Consider the following 21201-nt stretch of genomic DNA (forward strand, 5'->3'; position numbering starts at 1 on the left):
TTTTGCCTAATGTTTTTTTAGTGGTACTACAGTTTCAAGGCACGGGTGTAGGCGCCCTCTGAAATATCATTCCAGGCATCATGGCTGGCGCTGAAGGCGCGATAGGCTTGCAGTACCTGTTTGAATGACGGGTCTTTTTTCGCCTCTTCTTCCAGCGTTTCAGCAGTGAGCTGCTTAAGTTTTTTCAAAATATCGGCTGGGAATTCCAGAACTTCGATCTTGTGCTTCTGTTTCAATTCTTGCAGCGCCTGCAAATTTTTGGCTTCAAATTCGGCCAGCATCCAGGTGGTGGCGGCCGCTGCCGCAGTTTCGACCATGATCTGCAATTCTTTTGGCAACTCATTCCAGGCCTTCAAATTACAGATCAACTCCAGCACCGGGCCGGGTTCCTGCCAGCCGGGATAGTAATAATATCTGGCAGCACGATGCAGGCCGAGACGTTCATCATGAAACGGGCCGACCCATTCGGTAGCGTCGATGGTGCCGCGCTCAAGCGCGGTGTAGATTTCGCCGCCCGGCAGCAGCACAGGATTGACGCCCGCTTTGGCCATCACTTTGCCGCCGAGGCCCGGGATGCGCATCTTGAGGCCCTTGAGGTCGGCAACGGAATTGATTTTCTTGCGAAACCACCCGCCCATCTGGACGCCGGTGTTGCCCATGGGGAACGGAATCAGGTTGAAGGGTTTATACAGTTCGCGCCACAAACCGAGTCCGCCGCCATGATACAACCAAGCGTGCATGCCTTGAGCGTTCATACCAAAGGGGACGGCGGTGAATAATTGCGCGGCAGGGATTTTACCCGCCCAGTAATAGGCGGCACCGTGACCCATTTGTACCGTGCCCTGTGAGACGGCATCGAACGTTTGCATCGGGGGTACCAGTTCTCCGCCGGCAAAGACGCTGATCCGGAGCGTGCGACCGCTCATTTGCTCGATATCCTTGGCGAAACGTTCAACGCCTTCCTGAAAGATTGGGAAATTTGGCGGCCAGGTGGTGACCAGTTTCCAGTTGAATTTTTTCCCGGCAGCAATGGCGGGGGCGCTGGCGGCGGTGCCAGCGGCCAACAATCCAGCTCCAGCGGCACTCTTAAGAAAATCGCGGCGTTTCATGGGAAATCCCTCTTGATTGATTGTTTACCACAGAGGCACAGAGTTCACAGAGATGATAGAAAGTGTCCTATGTGGTTTGTTAAGTTATTTCGGTCAACCCCTTGCCACGATAATCTCTGTGCCTCTGTGCCTCTGTGGTGAATGGTTTTTCGTACGTCGATACTAGCCCAGTCGTCCCCGGCTGGCAATTTCAAGGTGTCACAGGAATCTGCGTCTCAGGCGTGGCTTCAGGTGATGCCGGTGCCGGCGCGGTGACCGGCGGTGCGATGGCCTCGGGCGCGGTTATGGGTGCGCTTTTCTGTGGCGCAGGCGTTATTGCCGGCGCGCCGCTGGGTTTGCCCGTATTTAGATGCCCGCTAATGATCGAGCATTTTTTTCTGAAAAATTTGGTGCGGGTCTTGGGATTGTTCTTGACGGGCGACGGCAGCGTGGCCGCAAGTTCTATCGCCTGTTGCTGCGATAATGCACTTGCCGGTATCCCGTAGTAATAGTGGGCGGCGGCTTCAACGCCGTAAATCCCTTGCCCGAATTCGGCGACGTTAAGATAAAGTTCGAGAATCCGCCGCTTGCTCAAGTGTTCTTCCATGGCATAGGTCAGAATCACTTCATTGAGTTTACGCAATGGATTGCGACTGCCGCTCAGGAACATGTTTCTCGCCGTTTGTTGCGACAAGGTGCTGGCGCCAAAGCGCAGTTTCTTGTGTTCCCAGTTGTACTCAATCGCTTCACGTACCGCTTCGGTGTCAATGCCTTCGTGTGTATAAAAGCGCGAATCCTCGGCTACGATCACGGTACGGCGCACGGCTTTGGAGATCTGAGAAATCGGCACCGGTTTCCAGCGCAGTTGTGGCAGCTCGCTATCGTCTGCTTGTCTGGCTTCATAGCGCTCGATAAAGTTCGATTTTGGGATGGCGCCGCCGGCGAATTTGGTCCAGTCAGGCCAGATTACGGCGAGATAAATGGCATCCAGCGCAATGCCGAACACGATGAGTATGATAGTCCAACGCAATAATCGGCCCAGCGGGCCAGATTTTTTTCGTTTACGGGAAAATAGCGACATGCGATGTACCAGCAAAAGGGGGCATAGAATAGCAAAAATCGGGAGCGCGGCCATCTCGGCCACTTTGCGGGTTGGAAGCCCGCGATCCCAGCGTGATTAACATGCCACCAGGTTGGCATAGGCCGCCACCAACCACTTGGTGCCTACGCTATTGAAGTTAACCTGAACCCGGGCGTTGGAACCGCGGCCCTCGCAATCCAGTACCACTCCCTCGCCGAATTTGGAGTGCAATACCCGTTGCCCCAGGCGCAAACCATCGGCGTTCAATTCATCGTCATCGTCGTTCCAGTCGCGCACCGGGCGGGTAATACGCGCTTTGGGTCGGACATCCAGCAATAACGTGGCCGGAATTTCCCGGATAAAACGCGATGGCAGAGAATGATGCTCCTGGCCATGCAGTCGTCGTTGTTCGGCGTGTGTTAAATATAACAGTTGTCGGGCGCGAGTAATGCCGACGTAACACAAGCGTCGCTCTTCTTCGAGGCGGCCCGGTTCATCCATCGACATTTGATGCGGGAACAAGCCCTCTTCCACGCCGCAAATAAATACCAGCGGAAACTCCAGGCCCTTGGCCGAATGCAGGGTCATCAGTTGCACGCAATCTTCCCATGGATCGCCTTGGGTATCGCCCGCTTCCAGCGCGGCATGAGAAAGAAACGCGGACAACGGATCAAGCTCGTTCTCCTCGGCCGCTACGTCATATTCAAACTCACGCGCGGCGTTGATCAATTCTTCCAGATTCTCGATGCGCGCCTGACCCTTTTCGCCTTTTTCCTTGCGATAGTGATCGAGCAGGCCACTACTGGCCGTGACGTGATCGACTTGCTCCGCAAGAGTAAGCCCCAGCGTGTCGAGCGCCATTTTTTCGATCAGTGCGACGAAATTTTGCAACGCGCTGAGTGCGCGCGCAGGCAGGGCATTGTCATTGATAATCGTCAGTAATGCCTGCCACATGCCGATGCCGTGCTGACGCGCGTATTCACGCATCAGGACGACGCTGCGTTCACCGATGCCGCGCGTCGGCGTGTTGATTACGCGCTCGAACGAGGCGTCATCGCTGCGATTGCTGATCAGCCGCAAATACGCTAATGCATCCTTGATTTCCTGACGCTCGAAGAAGCGCTGGCCGCCATAAATGCGATACGGAATCCCGGCACGAATTAGCGCCTCTTCCAAAACGCGCGATTGAGCATTGGAGCGATACAAAATCGCCGCCTCGCGTCGCGCATGACCGTCAGCGACCCACTGCCGGATGCGTTCGGCGACGAAACGCGCCTCATCGAGATCATTAAATGCCGTATAAACATGGAGCGGCTCACCCTCTTCGCCATCTGTCCACAACTCTTTACCGAGACGGTCGCTATTGTTCGCGATGAGCGCATTCGCGGCCTTGAGGATGGTCGCTGTCGAGCGGTAATTCTGCTCCATGCGTATCGTCTGAGTTTTGGGATAATCCTTGCTGAAGCGATGAATGTTTTCGATGCGTGCGCCGCGCCAGCCATAAATCGATTGATCGTCATCGCCGACGGCGAACAGATTGCCGCTATCACCCGCCAACAGCCGCAGCCAGGCATATTGAATGGTGTTGGTGTCCTGAAACTCATCGACCAGCACATAACGCAGCCGCTGCCGGTAGTGATGCAGGATGTCCGGCCGGTCCCGCAGCAACTCATATGCGCGCAGCAGCAGCTCGGCGAAATCGACCAGCCCCGACTGGCGGCAGGCATCCTCATAGGCCTGATACAGGCGGATCATCTGTTTGGTGTAAGGATCGGGCGCGGGCGTGATTTGTGCCGGACGCTGACCATCGTCCTTGCGGCCATTGATGAACCACATCACCTGTTTCGGCGCCCATTTGGACTCGTCGATCTCCAGCTGGCGCATAATGCGTTTGATCAGGCGCAGCTGGTCCTCGGCATCCAGGATCTGGAACTGTTGCGGCAGGCCCGCGTCCTTCCAATGGGCGCGCAACAAGCGATGGGCCAGATTATGGAAAGTGCCGACCCACATGCCTCCGATCGGCGTTCCCAGCAATTGCTCGATCCGCCCCCGCATCTCAGCCGCCGCCTTGTTGGTGAAGGTCACCGCCAGGATGTTGTAGGGCGAGGCATTTTCCACCCTCAACAGCCAGGCGATGCGATGCACCAGCACCCGGGTCTTGCCGCTGCCCGCCCCGGCCAGCACCAATTGCTGCCCCGGCGGCGCCGAGACGGCTTCACGTTGAGCGGGATTCAGGCCGTTAAGTATATGAGAGACATCCATGCGCGAAATTCTAACAGATACACGGATTTGTGCCCGGGTTCGCTGGACAAAAGGACAGTTAAGCGGTAAATAACTGATTATGTTTAAGCAAGTGCCATTATTGAAACAAACCTTACGCAGCGCCCAGCTGTGCCTGCTGGCAGCGGTGGTTGGCTGCGGGCCGGATGGCAATAACGCCAAAGACAATACCCTGAGCGGGCCGGTAAAAGGGGTGATTTCAGAGAGCGGGTCCTTGGTGGCCGCACCGGTCACCTCGATCGGCGCTACTGCCGAATTGGGCGGCAGTAGCGCTGGTGACGTGGGGGCCTATCAGGCGGTGGTGGCAAGCGCGGCAGATGGCCGTGCGGTGACCGTGGTCTGGCTGCAGTCTGATGGTACCCGCAACAATCTCTTCGCCAGGCGTTATAGCAGTGGTGCTTGGGGACCGCTGGAATCGTTGGAATCCGGATCAGGTACTGTAGGTCAGCAGTTCAAGGTTTTGATTGATAGCAACAATGTCGTTACTGTTGTCTGGAGCCAGGCCAGCGCCTCGGGTGGCAGTACCGATGACGTGTTGATGACGCGTTATAACGGAACCCTGTGGTCGGCGCCCGCAGTCATAGACAATGCCGCAGGCCTCATCGGTGCCCTGAATGCCATCGTCGATACCGGAAATAATATTACGGTGACGTGGGGGCAGCAGACCGCGAACTATCATTTATATGGCCGGCGTTGTGATGCCAATGGTAACTGTGGTGCCGTTGGGACAATTGCTCAGCTTGATGATAATACGCAGCATGATGTGGACAGTCCGCAGCTGGCGCTAGACACTACAAATAACGTAGTCACCGTGCTTTGGCGGCAGAAGGACAGTACCGATGCGCGGTTTGATGTTTATGCCAATCGTTATGCGGGTGCTTGGTCTGGCTTCACTAAGTTGAGCAGTGGTGCGGGTGGTGATGCGCAAGGTGAAACCATGGCCGTTGATGGCGCAGGCAACGTAACCGTGGCTTGGCGACAGTATGATGGCGCGGCCTATTTCAACTTGTGGTACGCGCGTTTCACCTTCGGCGGCGCTTGGGCCGCCGCCGCAACGCTTGAAGTCAGCAATGGAGACGTGAGCAACCCTACGATAAAGCTAGGTGCAGCCAACAAAGCCTTTGTCTTCTGGACTCAATATAACGGAACGGCCAATGATCTCTGGGCGCGCGAAGTGGCGCCGGTGTTGCAGGCGGCAGTGGCCTTGGATAGTCAAACGACCAGCGCCGGTCTGGCGGAAGTGGCGGCTGACAGCACGGGTACGCTCACCGCCGTCTGGCCGCAGAGCAGCGGCAGTGGTACCAAGGACGATTTGTGGGTGAGCCGCAAGACCAATGCTGGGAGTTGGGATGTGCCTACGAAATTGAGCCAGAGTTCCCCAGCAGGGGAGGCCACCAATCCTTACGCGCTCGTCGATAGCGCAGGTAATGTTACTGTTTATTGGCTCCAGCAGGTGAATGCCACGGGGCAAATTGATCTGTGGGCCAATCGTTATCTTGTGGCATCCAGCGCTTGGCAGGGCAGAACCGCAGTTGAGGATCTGAGTGATAGCGGCGTCACTTCCCCCATCAGTGTGATGGCCGCGGCAACGCGCAAGATCACGCTACTGTGGCAGCAAAGCGACAGCACAGGCGTGCAACACCTGCTGGTGAATCATCACGATACGTTTAGTTGGCTTGGCGTGAGGCGTGTCGATGGCAGATACAATCGTCCCAATGGTTCAGGCTCAGTCGATCCCAACAGCGGTGGATCGGCGAGTATGGTGATCGATAGCAGTGGCGTGATTACCGTGTTCTGGTTGCAGCAGATCAATGAAACCGATGGCAGTGGTCAGAGCGTGAATATGAAATACCTGTTGGCGAATCGTATCTCGTTTTAATCGATAAAATTTCAGGCATCCCTGCCTGCGTTGCAGCACTTACTTTTTAGCTCGCGTAACGTTGCTGTTCCGGCAGCCAAGCCACATGCGGGTGTAATGCATCCGTCGAAATGACCACGTCCATTGCCAGGCGCCGGGTCAATTCAGCGAAGGAATCGCTGTCGCCGACCTCGTTTTGCCAATGCTGGAAATGTTCGGTGTTGAGATAAAGCCGATTAGGCCAATAGCCGTGGTTGCGCTGGAAGTCGGAGGCAAGGCGGTAGACATAGCTCAGCATGGATGGACTCCTTCGGTTGAGGGGGCGATGACCCCTATATCTAGTGATATTCACAAGAGTTCCACCCAATATATCGGTAGTCTATTGCTCAACTTTAGGCGTGTGGCAACGCGGGCTCAAAAAAACCGCCGGGGTCGATGTCCCGGCGGTGGTTGATTGGGATGACCTGGGATTGCGGGCGTTACAGCCCCGCGTATGATGTAGCGAAATTGGCAATAATAACCGCGACCGTCATGACTACCGGGATTCCCATCAATACCTGGATGGTATCTTTTCGCGGGTACAACTCTTTCTTTTGATGCGGTGGCGTCATGCTATCCCCCTGTATACCAGAGCCGATACAAGTTGAAGAGATCACTGCAGTGATGAATTGCGGCCTGTTCATTCAGGCTGCAACATTATGTATAGACCAGGATGGCGAACATTCAAGAATATTGATAATGAGGATATGAAACACAAACCCCCAATCCAGCGATGCCGGATTGGGGGGTAAGGTCGTGCAGACGCCGGGATTAGCAGCTTTGGCGGATTTGCCAGCCGAAATCCTGGTCTTTGGTGAATGAGAGTTGGTCGAGCGTACCCCACGAGATTTCGATACAATCAATTTCATCGGCATCACTCACGCCGGCTTGCTCGATTCGTTCCCGAATCTCACGCCAAGTCAATTTGGCAGGTTGGTCTTCGATATGGAGCTTTGATACAGCCATGGTTAGGTCCCCCCCGGGATAATTGAACCAGAATCATTATAGCACTACTTTTTGTAGTTGTATTCTTCACTGATTGAGTCGACAATTGTCAACGCTGGGTGTGTGTCCAGGGTGAGACATAGTATGATCATTATCGTTATGCGCCAGATATCCCAGATACTGATGGTTTGCCTTGTTTGCTCCGCGACGACCGTTGTTTCCGCGGAAGAGGCGCGTATTTATCGCTGGGTGGCGGAAGATGGCTCGGTCACCTTTTCCTCGCAACCGCCGCCTGCCGGGATCAAGGGCGAAGCGATGGACGTCCCTACACCACAGCAGGTAATCGTGCAGGATCCGGCCGTGTTGCAGCGGCAACTACAGCGCTCCGAGGCGTTGGGGCAGGCGCTGGACGCTCAACGTCAGCAACGAGAGCAGTCGCAACTGGAGTTGAATGAGGCGGAGGAAGCGCTGCGGGCGGCGGAGCAAGCGTTGGCAGCAGGGCATGAGCCACAGGCGGGTGAGGTACAGCGCATTTCGACGGGCACGCGGTTGTTGCCCAGCTATTTCGAACGCATCAAACAATTGGAGGCGGCGGTGGCGGCGGCCAAGCAGCGGGTTGAGGATTTGAAAAAATAGGGGCGATTCGTGAATCGCCCAAACAATCGCCCCTACCAATTATCATGTTTGGCGATATACTAAATTATCGTTAGCAGATAGTTTTATAAGGGGCCATGAAGCTACAGCAATTACTTTATATCCGCGAGGTTGCGCGGCGGGGAATGAATGTCTCGGCGGCGGCTGAGGCGCTGCATACCGCGCAACCGGGTGTGAGTAGTCAGATCCGGCTGCTGGAAGATGAGCTCAACGTCCAAATTTTCGAGCGCAATGGCAAGCGGCTGGTGGGAGTCACCGAACCCGGCCGGGCGATCCTGGAGATGGCGGAGCAGGTGTTGCGTGAAGTCGAAAACATCAAAAAAATCAGCGGCGAATATTCCAGTCAGAGCAGTGGTCGTTTGTCAGTGGCCACCACCCATACCCAGGCGCGGTATGCGCTGCCGCTGGCGGTGACGGCGTTTAAACAACGTTTTCCCGAAGTGCGACTGGAGTTGCATCAAGGCAGTCCTGGCCATGTGGCTGAACTCGCCGCCAGCGGTGCCGTGGATCTGGCGATCGCGACCGAGGCGCTGGAAGAAGTTTCTCAGCTGGTGACCCTGCCCTGTTATGAATGGAATCGTTGCGTGGTATGTCCGCCTGAACATCCGTTGTTGAGTGTGACGCCGTTGACGCTGGAGGCGATCGCCAAGTATCCGATCGTGACTTACGATCCTACCGTTGCCGGGCGCTCTAAAATCAACCGCGCCTTCGAGCAGGCAGGGTTGCAGCCCAATGTCGTGCTTACCGCTATCGACTCGGATGTCATCAAAACTTACGTTGAACTGGGTTTGGGGATAGGCATTTTAGCGAAGATGGCCTTTGATCCGGCGCGCGATCAAAATTTGCGTGCCATCGATGCCGCGCATTTGTTCGAGCCAAGCACCACCCGGATCGGTATCCGGCGTGGCGCCTATCTGCGCGGCTATTTGTATGACTTCATCGAATTGTTCGCGCCGCACCTCACACGCGCTGTCGTGGAGGCGGCCATGATCAAGCATGCCGTTGAGAATTTAGCCGAAGACGCTGCTGAGTAGCCTCAAGTCTTTTTGGGTTCTGGCGGCTCAATCTCAATGCTATGACCGCATTCCTTCTGCGGGCAGACCTTCTCCGTGCCACGGCGTTTGGTGATTTTGATGGTCATGATCGGCCACTTGCACGACGGGCAAGCTTCATTCACGGGCTCATTCCAGACGGCGTATTTGCAATCCGGATAGCGCGAGCAGGAATAGAAGATTTTGCCATAGCGCGATTTGCGCGACACCATTGACCCCTCTTTGCATTCGGGGCAGATCACGCCGGTGTCTTTGGGTTTTTCCAGTGGTTCAATGTACTTGCAATTCGGATAACCGGAGCAGCCGATGAATTTGCCATAACGGCCGCTGCGGATGATGAGCGGCGCGTCGCATTTCGGGCACGTACGGCCTTCGATGACTTCGATTTGCGGCGTTTCGCCCGGCTGATCGTCCATGCTGCGCGTGTAGTCGCACTCGGGGAAACCGGTGCAACCGACAAAACGGCCGCGACGACCGAGGCGTATCGACAGCGGTTTGCCGCATTTCGGACAGGCCTCATCGAGCGCTTCGTGCGTCACATCCTGGCGACTGACATTGGTTTCGGTGTCATCGACCAGCTTTTTAAAGGGCCCCCAGAACGTGGCCAATAATGGTTTCCACTCGGCTTCGCCGCGCGATACCGCATCCAGCTCATCTTCAAGCCGCGCCGTGAAATCATAATCGACATATTGTGTGAAATAGTCGGTCAGAAATTTATTGACGATGCGGCCAACATCGGTCGGTGTAAAACGCCGCTTGTCGAGATCGACATATTCGCGTTGCTGCAACGTAGAGATGATCGAGGCATAAGTCGAAGGGCGGCCGATGCCGTGTTCTTCCAGCGCCTTGACCAGACTGGCTTCGGTGTAGCGCGGTGGTGGCTCGGTGAAGTGCTGATTGGCAAGCAATTCGACCAATTTAATTTCATCGCCGACTTCCAAGGGTGGCAGAATGCGTTCATCTTCATCGTCGGCGGGTTTGGAGTCGTCGGCGTCTTCCTGGTAAACCGTCATGAAACCGGGTTTGACCACGGTGGAGCCGTTGGCGCGGAATAGATTGTCTTCGCTGCCCGCGGTAAGATCGACCGCTACCGTGTCGAGCGTGGCATGAATCATCTGGCAGGCGACGGTGCGTTTCCAGATCAGCTCATAAAGCTTGAGCTGATCCTTGTTCAAATATGACGCCAGCGAAGCAGGGTCGCGTGTGACTGCCGTCGGCCGAATCGCCTCGTGCGCTTCCTGCGCGTTCTTGGATTTTGTTTTATAAACGTTGGGCTCATCCGGCAGATTTTCCGCGCCATAACGTTCCTTGATGTAATCGCGGATTTCGGCAATGGCTTCCTGCGCCAGATTCACCGAGTCGGTACGCATGTAGCTGATCAAGCCGACGGCGCCGCTGCCGGTGTCGATACCTTCATACAGTTGTTGCGCCAGACGCATGGTACGTTGAGCGGTGTAACCCAGCTTGCGCGAGGCTTCCTGTTGCAGGGTCGAGGTAATAAACGGCGGTGTTGGATTGCGCTTGCGTTGTTTCTTGTCGATCTTGACGACTTTGAGCGTGCCTTTGGAGTCACGTTCGATGATAGTCTTGATCTCAGTGGCGCGGGTCTCGGCTTCAACGCTGAATTGCGTGAGTTTCTCGCCCTGGAACTGAATCAATTTGCCGTTAAACTTTGCCGCACGACCTTTGCGCAGCTCGGCCTCCAGGGTCCAATATTCACGGGCAACAAACTTTTCGATTTCTTCCTCGCGCTCGACGATCATGCGCAGGGCCGGGCTTTGCACGCGGCCGGCGGACAAGCCGCGCCGGATCTTTTTCCAGAGCAGCGGCGAAAGATTGAAGCCAACCAGATAATCCAGTGCCCGGCGCGCCTGTTGCGCATCGACTAAATCTTGCGATATGTCACGTGGATTCTCGATCGCCGCCTGAATCGCGCGTTTGGTGATTTCATGAAACACGACGCGCTTGACGAGTTTGTTTTTCAGCAGCTTTTTTTCGCGCAGATGTTCACAGATATGCCAGGAAATGGCCTCGCCTTCGCGATCAGGGTCAGTTGCGAGAAAGAGCGTGTCAGCGTCCTTGACGGACTCGGCAATGGCGTCGATATGTTTTTTGTTTTTTTCGATCAGCTGATACTTCATGGCGAAGTCGTTGTCAGTGTCGACGGCGCCTTCTTTCGGCTTTAAATCGCGGACATGACCATAAGACGCCATGACGTCAAAGTCCTTGCCGAGATATTTTTTGATGGTCTTAGCCTTGGCAGGCGATTCGACGATGACGAGGTTTTTGCTCATGATTTAATTATCAGATCCGAATTAGGCTGCTTGCGAACAGATAGCGGTCAGAACATCGCAGAGTTTAGACCGCCTGTCCTGTTCGTCCAGTGGTGCCGCTTAATCTATGCAAGGAAAATCAGTGGATTTGACCGGGCGCCTCGTCGAAGACCAGGTCTTCGAGCCAGGCAAAGGCTGATTCCTGACCGGGTTGATTGAGCAATACCATCAGGATAACCCACTTGAGTTGAGTAAGATCGATCTCTGGTGTTTCCAATGCCATGGCGCGATCAATGACCAATTCCCGGCTGATCGGATCCAGCACGCCTGACTGTTCCATAAACATCAGAAAACCACGGCACTCGGCGTCCAGCCGTGCAGTTTCCTGAGTGGAAAAAACACGAAATGGCGGAATGGCGGTAGAGTCGGCGTTAAAAAACGAGTTGTCGCGTGCCGCGGCCAAACCTTCCAGCCAGGCAAAGGCCTTGTCGATGTCACGATGCTGGAAGCCAGCGTCGTCGAGATGATCGCGTAACGCATCTTCGTCCGGCAATATCCCTGTCTCGCTGTCCATGCAGTGTTCGAACATGTACATCAATATATCGAGCACGTTTTCTTTCATTGAATGCCTTATCTATCTACTCGCAAATACATTCCGCCCGGAGCGCTGGTGACCCATCCTTGCAGTTCCATTATTAACAGAATGGAGGAAACCTGTTCTGTCGTCAATTGGCTGCGTGAGACCAGGGTGTCGACCGAGGTCGGAGCGCTGCCGAGATTTGACCACAAAATCAGCGAGTTGTCATCGAGATCGGGGGTGGTTTGGCTATTATCCTGGGTAACGCTGGCTTTTGGCGCATAGGTTACATGGATTTCCTCGAGGATGTCAGCCACGGATTCGACCAGTTTCGCGCCTTGGCGGATCAATTGATGGCAGCCCCGCGCCAGCGGATTGTGGATCGAGCCGGGGATGGCGAAGACCTCGCGCCCTTGTTCGGCGGCGAGGCGGGCAGTGATCAGGGAGCCGCTTTGCGGGGCCGCCTCGACCACCAGGGTGCCCAGGCTCAGGCCGCTGATAATGCGGTTGCGACGCGGAAAATTTTCGGCCAACGCCGGGGTGCCAATCGGGAATTCCGAGACTAGGGCGCCACGGGCAGCAATCTCTTTGGCCAGGGCACGGTGGCGGGCCGGGTAAACCCGGTCCAGTCCGGTGCCGGTGACGGCGATGGTGAGGCCATCCCCGGCCAGCGCCCCCTGATGGGCCGCGGCATCGATGCCCAGGGCCAGGCCACTGGTGATCACCAGCCCTTGATTGACCAGCTCGCGAGCAAAGGCTTGGGCGTTTTCGCGGCCATCGACGCTGGGGTTGCGGCTGCCGACCATGGCCAGCTGCGATTGCTGTAAGAGATCGGGGTTGCCGATCACGAACAACAGCGGCGGCGGGTCGCTGATTTCTAAGCAGTGCCGGGTAGCGTGGATCATGCAGGGTGAGGATGTGGCGTGTCGCATCTTTGCGCAGCCAGGCCAGATCGGTGTCTACCCCCGTCCAGTCCGGGTTGCGCAAGGCGGCGAGGGTATCCTGCGGCAGGCCGAGCGGTGTGCGGCAGGCGACAGCGTCGAACACGGCCAGGGGCTGCTCGAATTGATCGAGCAGATTGAGAAAACGTACCGTGCCAATGCCGGGGGTACGGCGCAGCGTCAGCCAGGCGGCGAGTGCGCGTTCTGATTCGGGGAAGCGGGTGAACATGCGCCAAGGGTAAAGGGAAAACAGCAAATATAAAAGGGCAGACACCCTCGGCGCCTGCCCTGAGGAGAGTTACTTTATTAATTATGGATTGGTCACGCTGTCATTCGCCCGAATATCACGGACGGCATTCATGATCAGGGCGTAACTGACATTGTCAAAACTGCGGTAAACCATCACTAGCCCAGCGCGATTGTCGGGCAGGGTGAGGTCGCTGCTGCCTCGGCGGCTGGCATCTTTGTCACGCACGGTGAGGCCGGATTGATAGACGGCGAGCACATGGCCGGCTTCGAGGCCATCTTTGCTGCCTTTATTGATGACGACCGATTGATATTGTCCGGCGCGCCAGAGGCCGTCGAGAATGGAGACGATTTCCCCTCTAACGGCCTTGCTGATTCTGAGGGTGCTGGGGTCGCCAGGCTCAAGCAGGGTGAGGTCGGCGACATGCAGGGCCTCATAACCGAGGACGCGGCGTTTGTTGTTGGGGTCAAAGTAGGGTTGGCCGATGTGATAGACGGCGAAATTGTTGTTGTCGGTTGCGGCCAGGTTGCGGGCGAAGACTTTGGTGCCGCTGCCGCTGATCAGGCGGCCTTCTTCGGCGGCGGCGAGATAGCCAGCATTATCGATGGCTTCTTTGCTCAGTACGCGGGGTCGGCCGAGAAACTGGCGGATGACATCAGAGGCGACGGTCGGAATGGCCTGGGTCAGTGGTGTGGCGTGGGCCGTGGGTGAGAGTTTGACGGTTTGGGTCGCGCTGGCTGGAGCCGGTTCGGGCGATAGCTTGACGACTTGCTGGCCTCGCTCAATTTCCAGTGTCGGTTTTCCCTCTCTGAATACCAGCGAGATGGCATCGCCAGGGTAAATCAGATGCGGGTTATTGATGGCTGGGTTGAGGTTCCAGAGTTCTGGCCAGCGCCATGGGTCGCGCAGGAACTTGGCGGAGATTTCCCATAAGGTATCCCCTTTGACGACCACGTAGCGGGTTGGGTGGTCGGGGTTGAGTTCAAGTTCTTCGGCCAGTAGCTGTCCGTTCAGGCCCAAGCTGATGATCATTGCCAAGAGGGTGCGTTTGATGCACATGGGCGAATCCTTTTTGCCAGTGGTTGTGCAGGGCGGGTGGCGGGCGGGAACACGTTTCCCGGCGCGGGTGTCACCACTGCAATTCAGCAGTATAATCGGCCGTTGGGCCAAATAGTTAATGGGATGCTATGGCAATTCTTCCAATTCTCCATTTTCCAGATCCACGGTTGCGAACCCGGTCACAGCCAGTGGCTACGGTGGATACTGAAATCCACGTCCTCATTAAGGATATGTTTGAGACCATGTATCAGGCGCCGGGCATCGGCCTGGCGGCGCCCCAGGTCAATGTTTTTAAGCGGGTAATCGTGGTCGATATCTCGGAGGAGGCGAACGCACCGCTGGCGCTGATCAATCCCGAGATCATCCAGAGCAGTGGCACAGAAGAGATGGACGAAGGTTGTCTGTCGGTGCCGGGCATCTATGAAGCCGTTCAACGTGCGCAGTGGATCAAGGTCAAGGCGCTGGACCGCGAAGGGAATCCATTTGAGATGGAGGCCAACGGGCTGGAGGCGGTGTGCATTCAGCATGAAATCGATCATCTCGATGGCAAGTTATTCGTCGATTATCTCTCCGAAATCAAGCGGCAACGCATTCGCAAAAAGCTGGAAAAGCAGCGTCGTCACAATCTGTAACGCACAGGCAAAGGAATCATGGCTGATAACCCATTGAAGGTGGTGTTCGCAGGAACACCTGAATTTGCCGCCGAGGCGTTGCGCGCCTTAATCGCTACCCCACATTTCATTCTTGCCGTTTATACGCAACCCGATCGTCCTGCAGGGCGTGGCCGCAAATTGACGCCAAGTCCGGTGAAGGAACTGGCGTTAGCACGTCACCTGGAAGTACGGCAACCGTTGACACTTAAAGATGCGGGCGAGCAGGCGGCGTTACGGGCATTGCAGCCCGATTTAATGATTGTGGTGGCCTACGGTTTGTTGTTGCCGAAGGCGGTGCTCGAGATTCCGCGTTTGGGATGTATCAATATCCATGCCTCGCTGCTGCCGCGTTGGCGTGGTGCGGCACCGATCCAGCGCGCAATCCTGGCGGGTGATCAGGAAACTGGCGTTACGATTATGCAAATGGATGTCGGTCTGGATACCGGGGCGATGTTGTTGAAACAGCAGTGCGCGATTGAAGCGAATGATACTGCGCAGACGTTGCATGATCGTCTGGCGAAAATTGGCGCTGCGGCGATGACAGAAGCGCTAGTGCAATTGCAGTGTGGCACATTGCAGCCCGAGGTCCAGGATGACGGTCTTGCCTGTTACGCCCACAAGTTGAGCAAAGAGGAAGCGGCGCTGGATTGGTCGCAGGCGGCTTTGTCGTTGGAGCGTCAGGTGCGGGCATTTAATCCCTGGCCGGTGGCGCAAAGTGTGTTTGGCGGAGAAACAGTGCGCGTGTGGCAAGCGCAGGCATTGCCGGAACGTACACAGGCTGAGCCAGGTTCTATCGTTGCAGCCAGCAAACAAGGTATCGATGTTGCCACTGGTGATGGTGTGTTACGGCTGCTGAGTTTGCAGTTTCCGGGCGCTAAGCCGTTGGCGGTGGGCGATCTGATCAATGCACGTCCCGAGTTGCGCAGTATTGGTCAGCGGTTTGAGTCTTTGAGGCCAGACGCTTGAGCGCAGTTATGGATGTGCGTGTTGCTGCTGCGCGCGCAATCGTTGAGGTGATCGTCGAAGGGCAGTCATTGAGCATGGTCATGCCGCGTTGGCAGGCACGGGTTGAGGCTAAAGATGCGGCCTTGTTGCAGGAAATGGTGTATGGGGTATTGCGTTGGCGCTGGCGGCTTGAATTTTTTGTTAAACAATTGCTGCAGAATCCATTAAAGGAGCGGGATGCCGATGTGCAGGCCTTGCTGTTGCTCGGTGTTTATCAGTTGGAGTATATGCGTGTGCCCGCGCATGCCTCAGTGTCGGCAACGGTATCGGCGACCGCTTTGCTGAAAAAAGAGTGGGCGCGTGGTTTGATGAACGCCGTGTTGCGCAATTATCAGCGGCAACGCGAGGCATTACAGGCGAAGGTTGAAGGCAATTCTGGCGCCCGGTATGCGCATCCCGCCTGGCTGCTGAAGATGTTGCAGACAGCGTATCCAGAGCATTGGCAAGCTATCGCAGACGCGAACAATCAACGGCCGCCGATGGTTTTGCGCGTGAATCGGCGTAAAAATTCGCGCGCGGAATACCTGGCGAGTCTGCAACAGGCGGGAGTCGACGCTACCCCGTGTGTTCACAGTGAAGATGGTGTTGTGCTGGCGAAGCCCGTCGATGTGCAGCGATTGCCCGGATTTAATGAGGGTGGTGTTTCGGTGCAAGACGAGGCGGCGCAATTGGCGGCGCTATTGCTGAATGCGCAACCGGGTGAGCGGATATTGGATGCGTGCGCAGCGCCAGGTGGCAAGACGGCGCATATTCTGGAGTGTCAGCCGGCGGTGGGTGAAGTGGTTGCACTGGATAATGATGGCGGACGTTTGCAACGTGTCGGTCAGAGCTTGGAACGGTTGGGTTTGGCGGCAACTCTGGTGACGGGAGACACAGCAGCGCCAGACACATGGTGGGACGGACTAAGATTTGATCGCATTCTGATCGATGCGCCGTGTTCGGCAACGGGGGTGATCCGCCGTCATCCTGATATCAAATCGCTACGCAAGGCGGATGATATTGCGGCCTTGGCACAAATTCAGTCACGCATCCTTGATGCCTTGTGGCCCTTGCTCAAATCAGGGGGTATGCTGTTGTACGCGACCTGTTCGGTTGCGCCGGCGGAAGGTTGGCAACAGGTGCAAGACTTTCTGGCGCGGCATGATGATGCCTCCGAGCAGTTGCTGGATGTGACTTGGGGCGCCCGCGTGGCGGTGGGGCGTCAAATTCTGCCAGGGGAGGGTGGAATGGATGGGTTCTACTATGCCTGTTTACGGAAGCGTTAGCGCGTGAACACTAGAGCCGAAATTCATTGGCTGGTTTCTTGTTGCCGGGTATTGGCGTGTTGTTGTGTCTTGCTGGCTTCTCAAGCATCGGCGTCCGCCGAAGGGGAAAGTGGCATCCCATCTTTTGAAGTGCTGTATGCCAAAACCAAAGTCGTCAATCAAGTGTTACGTCTGGATGCCGGGTTTAATCTGCGGCTCAGCGGCAAATTAAAAGAAGCGTTGCACAAGGGTGTGCCGCTGATTTTTGAAATCGAGGTTGAGGCCTTCCAGAAACGCAGTTACATCTGGGATGAAGATGTGGCGCATGTTTCACAGCTCTACAGGCTTGAGTATAACGAGCTAACGCAACGCTATGTCGTGCGCAATCTCAATGCGGGCACCGAATACAGCCTTCCCAATCTCAATAGTGCATTGGCGGTGATTTCGACCCTGGATGATTTTCCATTTCTGAGTAACGAACGGCTGGCCGAGGAATCTGCCTATAGCGGGCGCATCCGCGTCAAAATCAATATTGACGAGTTCCCGGTGCCATTGCGTTTGTGGGCCTATGTTTCCGGTGATTTAAGTTTGAGCAGTGAGTGGTTCGAATGGCCTTTGCCGTGATTAAGCGCATAATTAACGGACCGGCGGCGGTGGTTCTGCTGTTTGGGTTGCTGTTGGGGTCGCTTTATCTGATGAGCAGCGCCACCCAAAACTCGGAACAGTTCGGAAAGTCGTATATTGCATTGCTGTTGATCAACGTGCTGGAGCTGGTGATTCTGGCGGGCTTGATCGGCGTTAATCTCGGGCGTTTGGTGCGGCAGTATCGCAATCACGCCACTGGTTCCAGGCTTGCCACGCGGTTGGTGATCATCTTTGTGGTGCTGGCGGTCGTACCGGCATCGATTTTGTATTACTTCTCGATGAATTTCATTCATCGCGGCATTGATAGCTGGTTTGATGTCAAGATCGAGAAGGCGCTGGATGACGCGCTTAATTTGAGCCGCGCGGCGTTGGATTGGCGGATGCGAGACATGTTGCGGCAGACCGAGGTCATTGCCGATGCGGTAAGCGAGATGCCGCAGGCGTTATTGCCCGTCAGGTTGGAAGAGTTGCGGCAGCATAGTGGAGCGACCGAGGTATCGGTCATGACCGAATATGGTCGGGTGTTGGCATATGACAACCAGGATACAACTATTCTGGTGCCGACGGAACTCAATGCGGTGATTTTGTCGCAGTTGCGGCAAGGCGTGACATACGTGGCGTTAGACCCCGATATCAATCCCCAGCGGGGATTGTTTACACGGGTGGCTGTTAATGTGCCTCAGCGCTCGGGCAAGTCGGCATCACGCATTGTGCACGCGCTCTTCATGGTGCCGGATCGTGTCGACGTATTGGCCAATTCGGTGAAGCAAGCCTATTCGCAATATGAGCGATTGATCTACTTGCGCGGCCCGCTCAAATTCAGTTTTATGCTGACGCTGTCATTGATCTTGATATTGTCATTGTTTACTGCGATATGGGCCGCATTTTACGCCGCCAGGCGATTGGTGGCGCCGATCAGGATTCTGGCGATCGGCACGCGGGCAGTAACCTCCGGCGATTACAATCGCCGCTTACCGATCAAGTCATTGGCCAATGATGAGCTTGGTTTTTTGGTGAAATCCTTTAATACCATGATGGCGAAGATTGCAAGTGCTCAAGAACAGGCGCAACGCAGTCAGCGTGATGTCGAGAGTCAGCGCGCATATCTGGAAACCGTACTCAAACACTTATCGTCCGGAGTTTTAACGTTTGGCAGTGATGGGGTCTTGCGCACCGCAAATTCGGCGGCTGAGCATATCCTGGGTGTTAAGTTTGATGAGCAACTGGGTTGCGAGTTCGAAGAAATTGGGCGCGCGCATGAGCATTTGCAGAAACTCGTCGAGTTACTGAAAGATCGTAATGGAAAGAATAACGAAGTATGGCAAGAGCAAGTGGTGTTGTTTGGACTGGAAGGGCGTCAGGTATTGATGTGCCGGGGTGTAGTGTTGCCAGAGGCGACGCAAGAAGGGGGTGGCGTGGTGGTTGTGTTTGATGACATCACTAATCTGATTCAGGCGCAACGTGATGCGGCATGGGGTGAAGTGGCGCGGCGCTTGGCGCATGAAATCAAGAATCCATTGACGCCCATCCAATTGTCTGCGGAACGGCTGCGCCATAAATATTTGCCAATGATGAGCGGCGATGACGCCGAAGTCTTGAATCGAGCCACTAACACCATTGTGCAGCAAGTTGAGTCAATGAAGATGATGGTGAAAGAGTTTTCCGAGTATGCGCGTACTCCCAAACTGGTGTTGGTGCCGGTTGCGATTAATGATTTGGTGAACGATGTGCTCGAACTTTATCGCGTCGAAGGCGCCAAATTGCAGATAAGGACTTTGATGGATCCCGCGTTAACGACGATAGAGGCGGATGCCGGCCGCTTGCGTCAGCTGTTGCATAATCTGATCAAGAATGCGATTGAGTCCATGTCACAGCAATCTGAGCAACAGCTTGAGGTGCGCACTCTTTTACAGCGCACGCTCGAGTTGCAGGCAGCGGAATTGATCATCGAGGATGATGGCCCTGGCGTACCGCCGGAAATGATTGACAAGCTATTTGAGCCTTATGTCAGCACCAAGCCCAAAGGCAGTGGTCTGGGGTTGGCAATCGTCAAGAAAATTGTTGAAGAACATAATGGAGTGATCTGGGTGGAGCCGGGTGCTAATGGTGGCGCGCGATTTATTATCCGTTTGCCATTACAGCAGGTGTCGCGCATGGATGATTGCGATGCAAAACAGAGGGTGGTTTGATGACGGCGCCGCATATTCTTGTTGTCGATGATGAGCCGGATATTCGCGATCTGGTGCGCGAAATTCTGCAGGATGAAGGATTTTCGGTCAGCATCGCGGCCAATGGCAATAGCGCACGCCAGGCGCGTCGCGAACGTCGCCCCGATCTTGTGTTGCTTGATATCTGGATGCCGGATATCGATGGCATTACTTTGCTGAAAGAGTGGAGTGTGGAAACCGATCAGTCGCAGATCCCTGTGATTATGATGTCGGGGCATGCAACGGTTGAAACGGCGGTCGAGGCAACACGGCTCGGCGCCTATGATTTTCTGGAGAAACCGCTGTCGTTGGCGAAGTTGTTGCTTACCGTGCGGCATGCGCTGGATCAGTATTTGTTGCGGCGTGAAAATATCGGCTTACGGCGACATCTGCGTTCGCTGGAGCGCCCCCTGGGTCGTAGCGCGGTTATGGAGGAAGTGCGGGCCAAGGTTGAGCGAGTGGCGGCGGCAGAGGCTTGGGTGTTGCTCAATGGTGAAGCGGGAACCGGGCGCCGGTTGTTGGCACGCTATCTTCATGAAAGCAGTCCGCGTCGTGAGGCACCTTATCTGGAAGTAGGTGTGGCGACATTAACGCCCGAGCATGCGGCGCGTGAATTGTTTGGTGAAGAGAGTGAAGGCAAGATTCATTATGGTTGTCTTGAACAGGCAGACAAAGGCACCTTGTTTCTGAATGAAGTATCGGAGATGGATCTTGAGACGCAGGCGAGATTGGTGAGTGCTTTGCAAAGCCAAATGATCGTGCGTTGTGGCGGTACGACGGCGGTTAATATTAATGTCCGGATTGTTGCCTCCACTCAGAAAAATATTTTGAGCCTGGTGCGCGCCGGGCGCTTCAGGGAAGATCTTTATTACCAGTTAAACGTGGTGCCGATTGCGGTGCCACCGTTGCGCGATCGGCCGGACGATATTCCGGAATTGATTGCCTATTACACCGATTTTTTTGTTGAGCGCGAAGGGTTGCCTTATCGCAATTTTAGCGTCGCCGCACAGAATCGTTTGCGGCATCATGAGTGGCCGGGTAATGTGCGGGAGCTGAAGAATCTGGTGCAACGACTGCTAATTTTAGGGCAAGGTGAGGAAATCGATGCCGAAGAAGTGGCTTCCGCCCTGGGTGCTCAGCCAGTGACGGTGGCGGTTGTGCCAGGCTTGGCGCTGGATTTGAACCAGCCTTTGCGCGAGGCGCGCGATATGTTCGAGCGTTTTTATTTTGAACATCATTTAAAACTTGCCGAAGGAAATATCAGTCAGGTTGCCAAGACGGCAGGTATTGAGCGGACACATATCTATCGCAAGTTGCGGGCGCTGGAGATCAATTCCAAAGATGAAGGGTGAT

Annotated in this window: 17 protein-coding genes and 1 pseudogene; 9 read left to right on the forward strand and 9 right to left on the reverse strand. The window is 55.4% G+C overall.

Annotation, left to right across the window (positions count from 1 at the left end; all coding sequences use genetic code 11):
- Positions 1–26: 26 nt before the first annotated feature.
- The 3 genes from dctP to uvrD form a co-directional block, all read right to left on the reverse strand.
- On the reverse strand, positions 27–1109 hold the full coding sequence (gene dctP / locus HY272_04080; GenBank protein MBI3771862.1) for a TRAP transporter substrate-binding protein DctP: 1083 nt from the start codon (positions 1107–1109) through the stop codon (positions 27–29).
- Between the two features lie 190 nt (positions 1110–1299).
- A complete protein-coding gene (gene mtgA, locus HY272_04085; protein MBI3771863.1) occupies positions 1300–2169 on the reverse strand; it encodes a monofunctional biosynthetic peptidoglycan transglycosylase in 870 nt (289 codons plus the stop codon).
- 96 nt (positions 2170–2265) lie between these two features.
- Complete coding sequence (uvrD, locus tag HY272_04090; protein ID MBI3771864.1) at positions 2266–4431, reverse strand: DNA helicase II; 2166 nt, start codon at positions 4429–4431, stop codon at positions 2266–2268.
- 79 nt (positions 4432–4510) lie between these two features.
- On the opposite strand from uvrD, the gene HY272_04095 reads away from it, so the two are divergent.
- Positions 4511–6328, forward strand: coding sequence for a hypothetical protein (locus tag HY272_04095; protein ID MBI3771865.1), 1818 nt, complete (start codon positions 4511–4513; stop codon positions 6326–6328).
- Positions 6329–6374: 46 nt separating this feature from the next.
- On the opposite strand, the gene HY272_04100 is transcribed toward HY272_04095, so the two are convergent.
- Entirely contained in the window at positions 6375–6605 is a 231-nt protein-coding gene (locus tag HY272_04100) for a hypothetical protein (protein ID MBI3771866.1), read from the reverse strand.
- A 512-nt stretch (positions 6606–7117) separates the two neighbouring features.
- A complete protein-coding gene (locus tag HY272_04105; protein MBI3771867.1) occupies positions 7118–7312 on the reverse strand; it encodes a hypothetical protein in 195 nt (64 codons plus the stop codon).
- A 123-nt stretch (positions 7313–7435) separates the two neighbouring features.
- Between HY272_04105 and HY272_04110 the strand changes: the two genes are divergently transcribed.
- Both HY272_04110 and cysB read left to right on the forward strand, forming a co-directional pair.
- Positions 7436–7927, forward strand: coding sequence for a DUF4124 domain-containing protein (locus tag HY272_04110; protein ID MBI3771868.1), 492 nt, complete (start codon positions 7436–7438; stop codon positions 7925–7927).
- 95 nt (positions 7928–8022) lie between these two features.
- Positions 8023–8979 (forward strand): HTH-type transcriptional regulator CysB, encoded by a 957-nt coding sequence (gene cysB, locus HY272_04115; GenBank protein ID MBI3771869.1) that lies wholly within the window; start codon positions 8023–8025, stop codon positions 8977–8979.
- Positions 8980–8981: 2 nt separating this feature from the next.
- Here the strand turns inward: cysB and topA are convergent, their stop codons facing one another.
- The 4 genes and pseudogenes from topA to HY272_04135 form a co-directional block, all read right to left on the reverse strand.
- A complete protein-coding gene (topA, locus tag HY272_04120) occupies positions 8982–11291 on the reverse strand; it encodes a type I DNA topoisomerase (protein MBI3771870.1) in 2310 nt (769 codons plus the stop codon).
- A 118-nt stretch (positions 11292–11409) separates the two neighbouring features.
- Positions 11410–11892: a DUF494 domain-containing protein gene (locus HY272_04125; protein MBI3771871.1), complete on the reverse strand. Its 483-nt coding sequence runs from the start codon at positions 11890–11892 to the stop codon at positions 11410–11412.
- Between the two features lie 8 nt (positions 11893–11900).
- Positions 11901–13017, reverse strand: a pseudogene (gene dprA / locus HY272_04130) (DNA-protecting protein DprA).
- Positions 13018–13098: 81 nt separating this feature from the next.
- Positions 13099–14094: a LysM peptidoglycan-binding domain-containing protein gene (locus HY272_04135; GenBank protein MBI3771872.1), complete on the reverse strand. Its 996-nt coding sequence runs from the start codon at positions 14092–14094 to the stop codon at positions 13099–13101.
- Between the two features lie 128 nt (positions 14095–14222).
- Here HY272_04135 and HY272_04140 point away from each other — a divergent pair, with 128 nt between their 5' ends.
- From HY272_04140 to HY272_04165, 6 genes are read left to right on the forward strand one after another with little or no spacing between them, the layout of a single operon-like run.
- The gene (locus HY272_04140) at positions 14223–14726 is read left to right on the forward strand and encodes a peptide deformylase (GenBank protein ID MBI3771873.1); all 504 of its coding nucleotides are present in this window, start codon (positions 14223–14225) and stop codon (positions 14724–14726) included.
- Between the two features lie 18 nt (positions 14727–14744).
- Complete coding sequence (gene fmt / locus HY272_04145; GenBank protein ID MBI3771874.1) at positions 14745–15713, forward strand: methionyl-tRNA formyltransferase; 969 nt, start codon at positions 14745–14747, stop codon at positions 15711–15713.
- Between the two features lie 8 nt (positions 15714–15721).
- The gene (gene rsmB / locus HY272_04150; protein MBI3771875.1) at positions 15722–17017 is read left to right on the forward strand and encodes a 16S rRNA (cytosine(967)-C(5))-methyltransferase RsmB; all 1296 of its coding nucleotides are present in this window, start codon (positions 15722–15724) and stop codon (positions 17015–17017) included.
- A 3-nt stretch (positions 17018–17020) separates the two neighbouring features.
- Entirely contained in the window at positions 17021–17620 is a 600-nt protein-coding gene (locus HY272_04155) for a DUF4390 domain-containing protein (GenBank protein MBI3771876.1), read from the forward strand.
- A complete protein-coding gene (locus tag HY272_04160) occupies positions 17605–19830 on the forward strand; it encodes a HAMP domain-containing protein (protein MBI3771877.1) in 2226 nt (741 codons plus the stop codon). The genes HY272_04155 and HY272_04160 overlap by 16 nt, the downstream gene beginning before the upstream one ends.
- On the forward strand, positions 19830–21200 hold the full coding sequence (locus HY272_04165) for a sigma-54-dependent Fis family transcriptional regulator (GenBank protein MBI3771878.1): 1371 nt from the start codon (positions 19830–19832) through the stop codon (positions 21198–21200). Before HY272_04160 ends, HY272_04165 begins: the two co-directional genes overlap by 1 nt.
- Position 21201 lies beyond the last annotated feature (1 nt).

This window comes from Gammaproteobacteria bacterium (assembly GCA_016200485.1).
Lineage (GTDB): Bacteria > Pseudomonadota > Gammaproteobacteria > Tenderiales > Tenderiaceae > JACQEP01.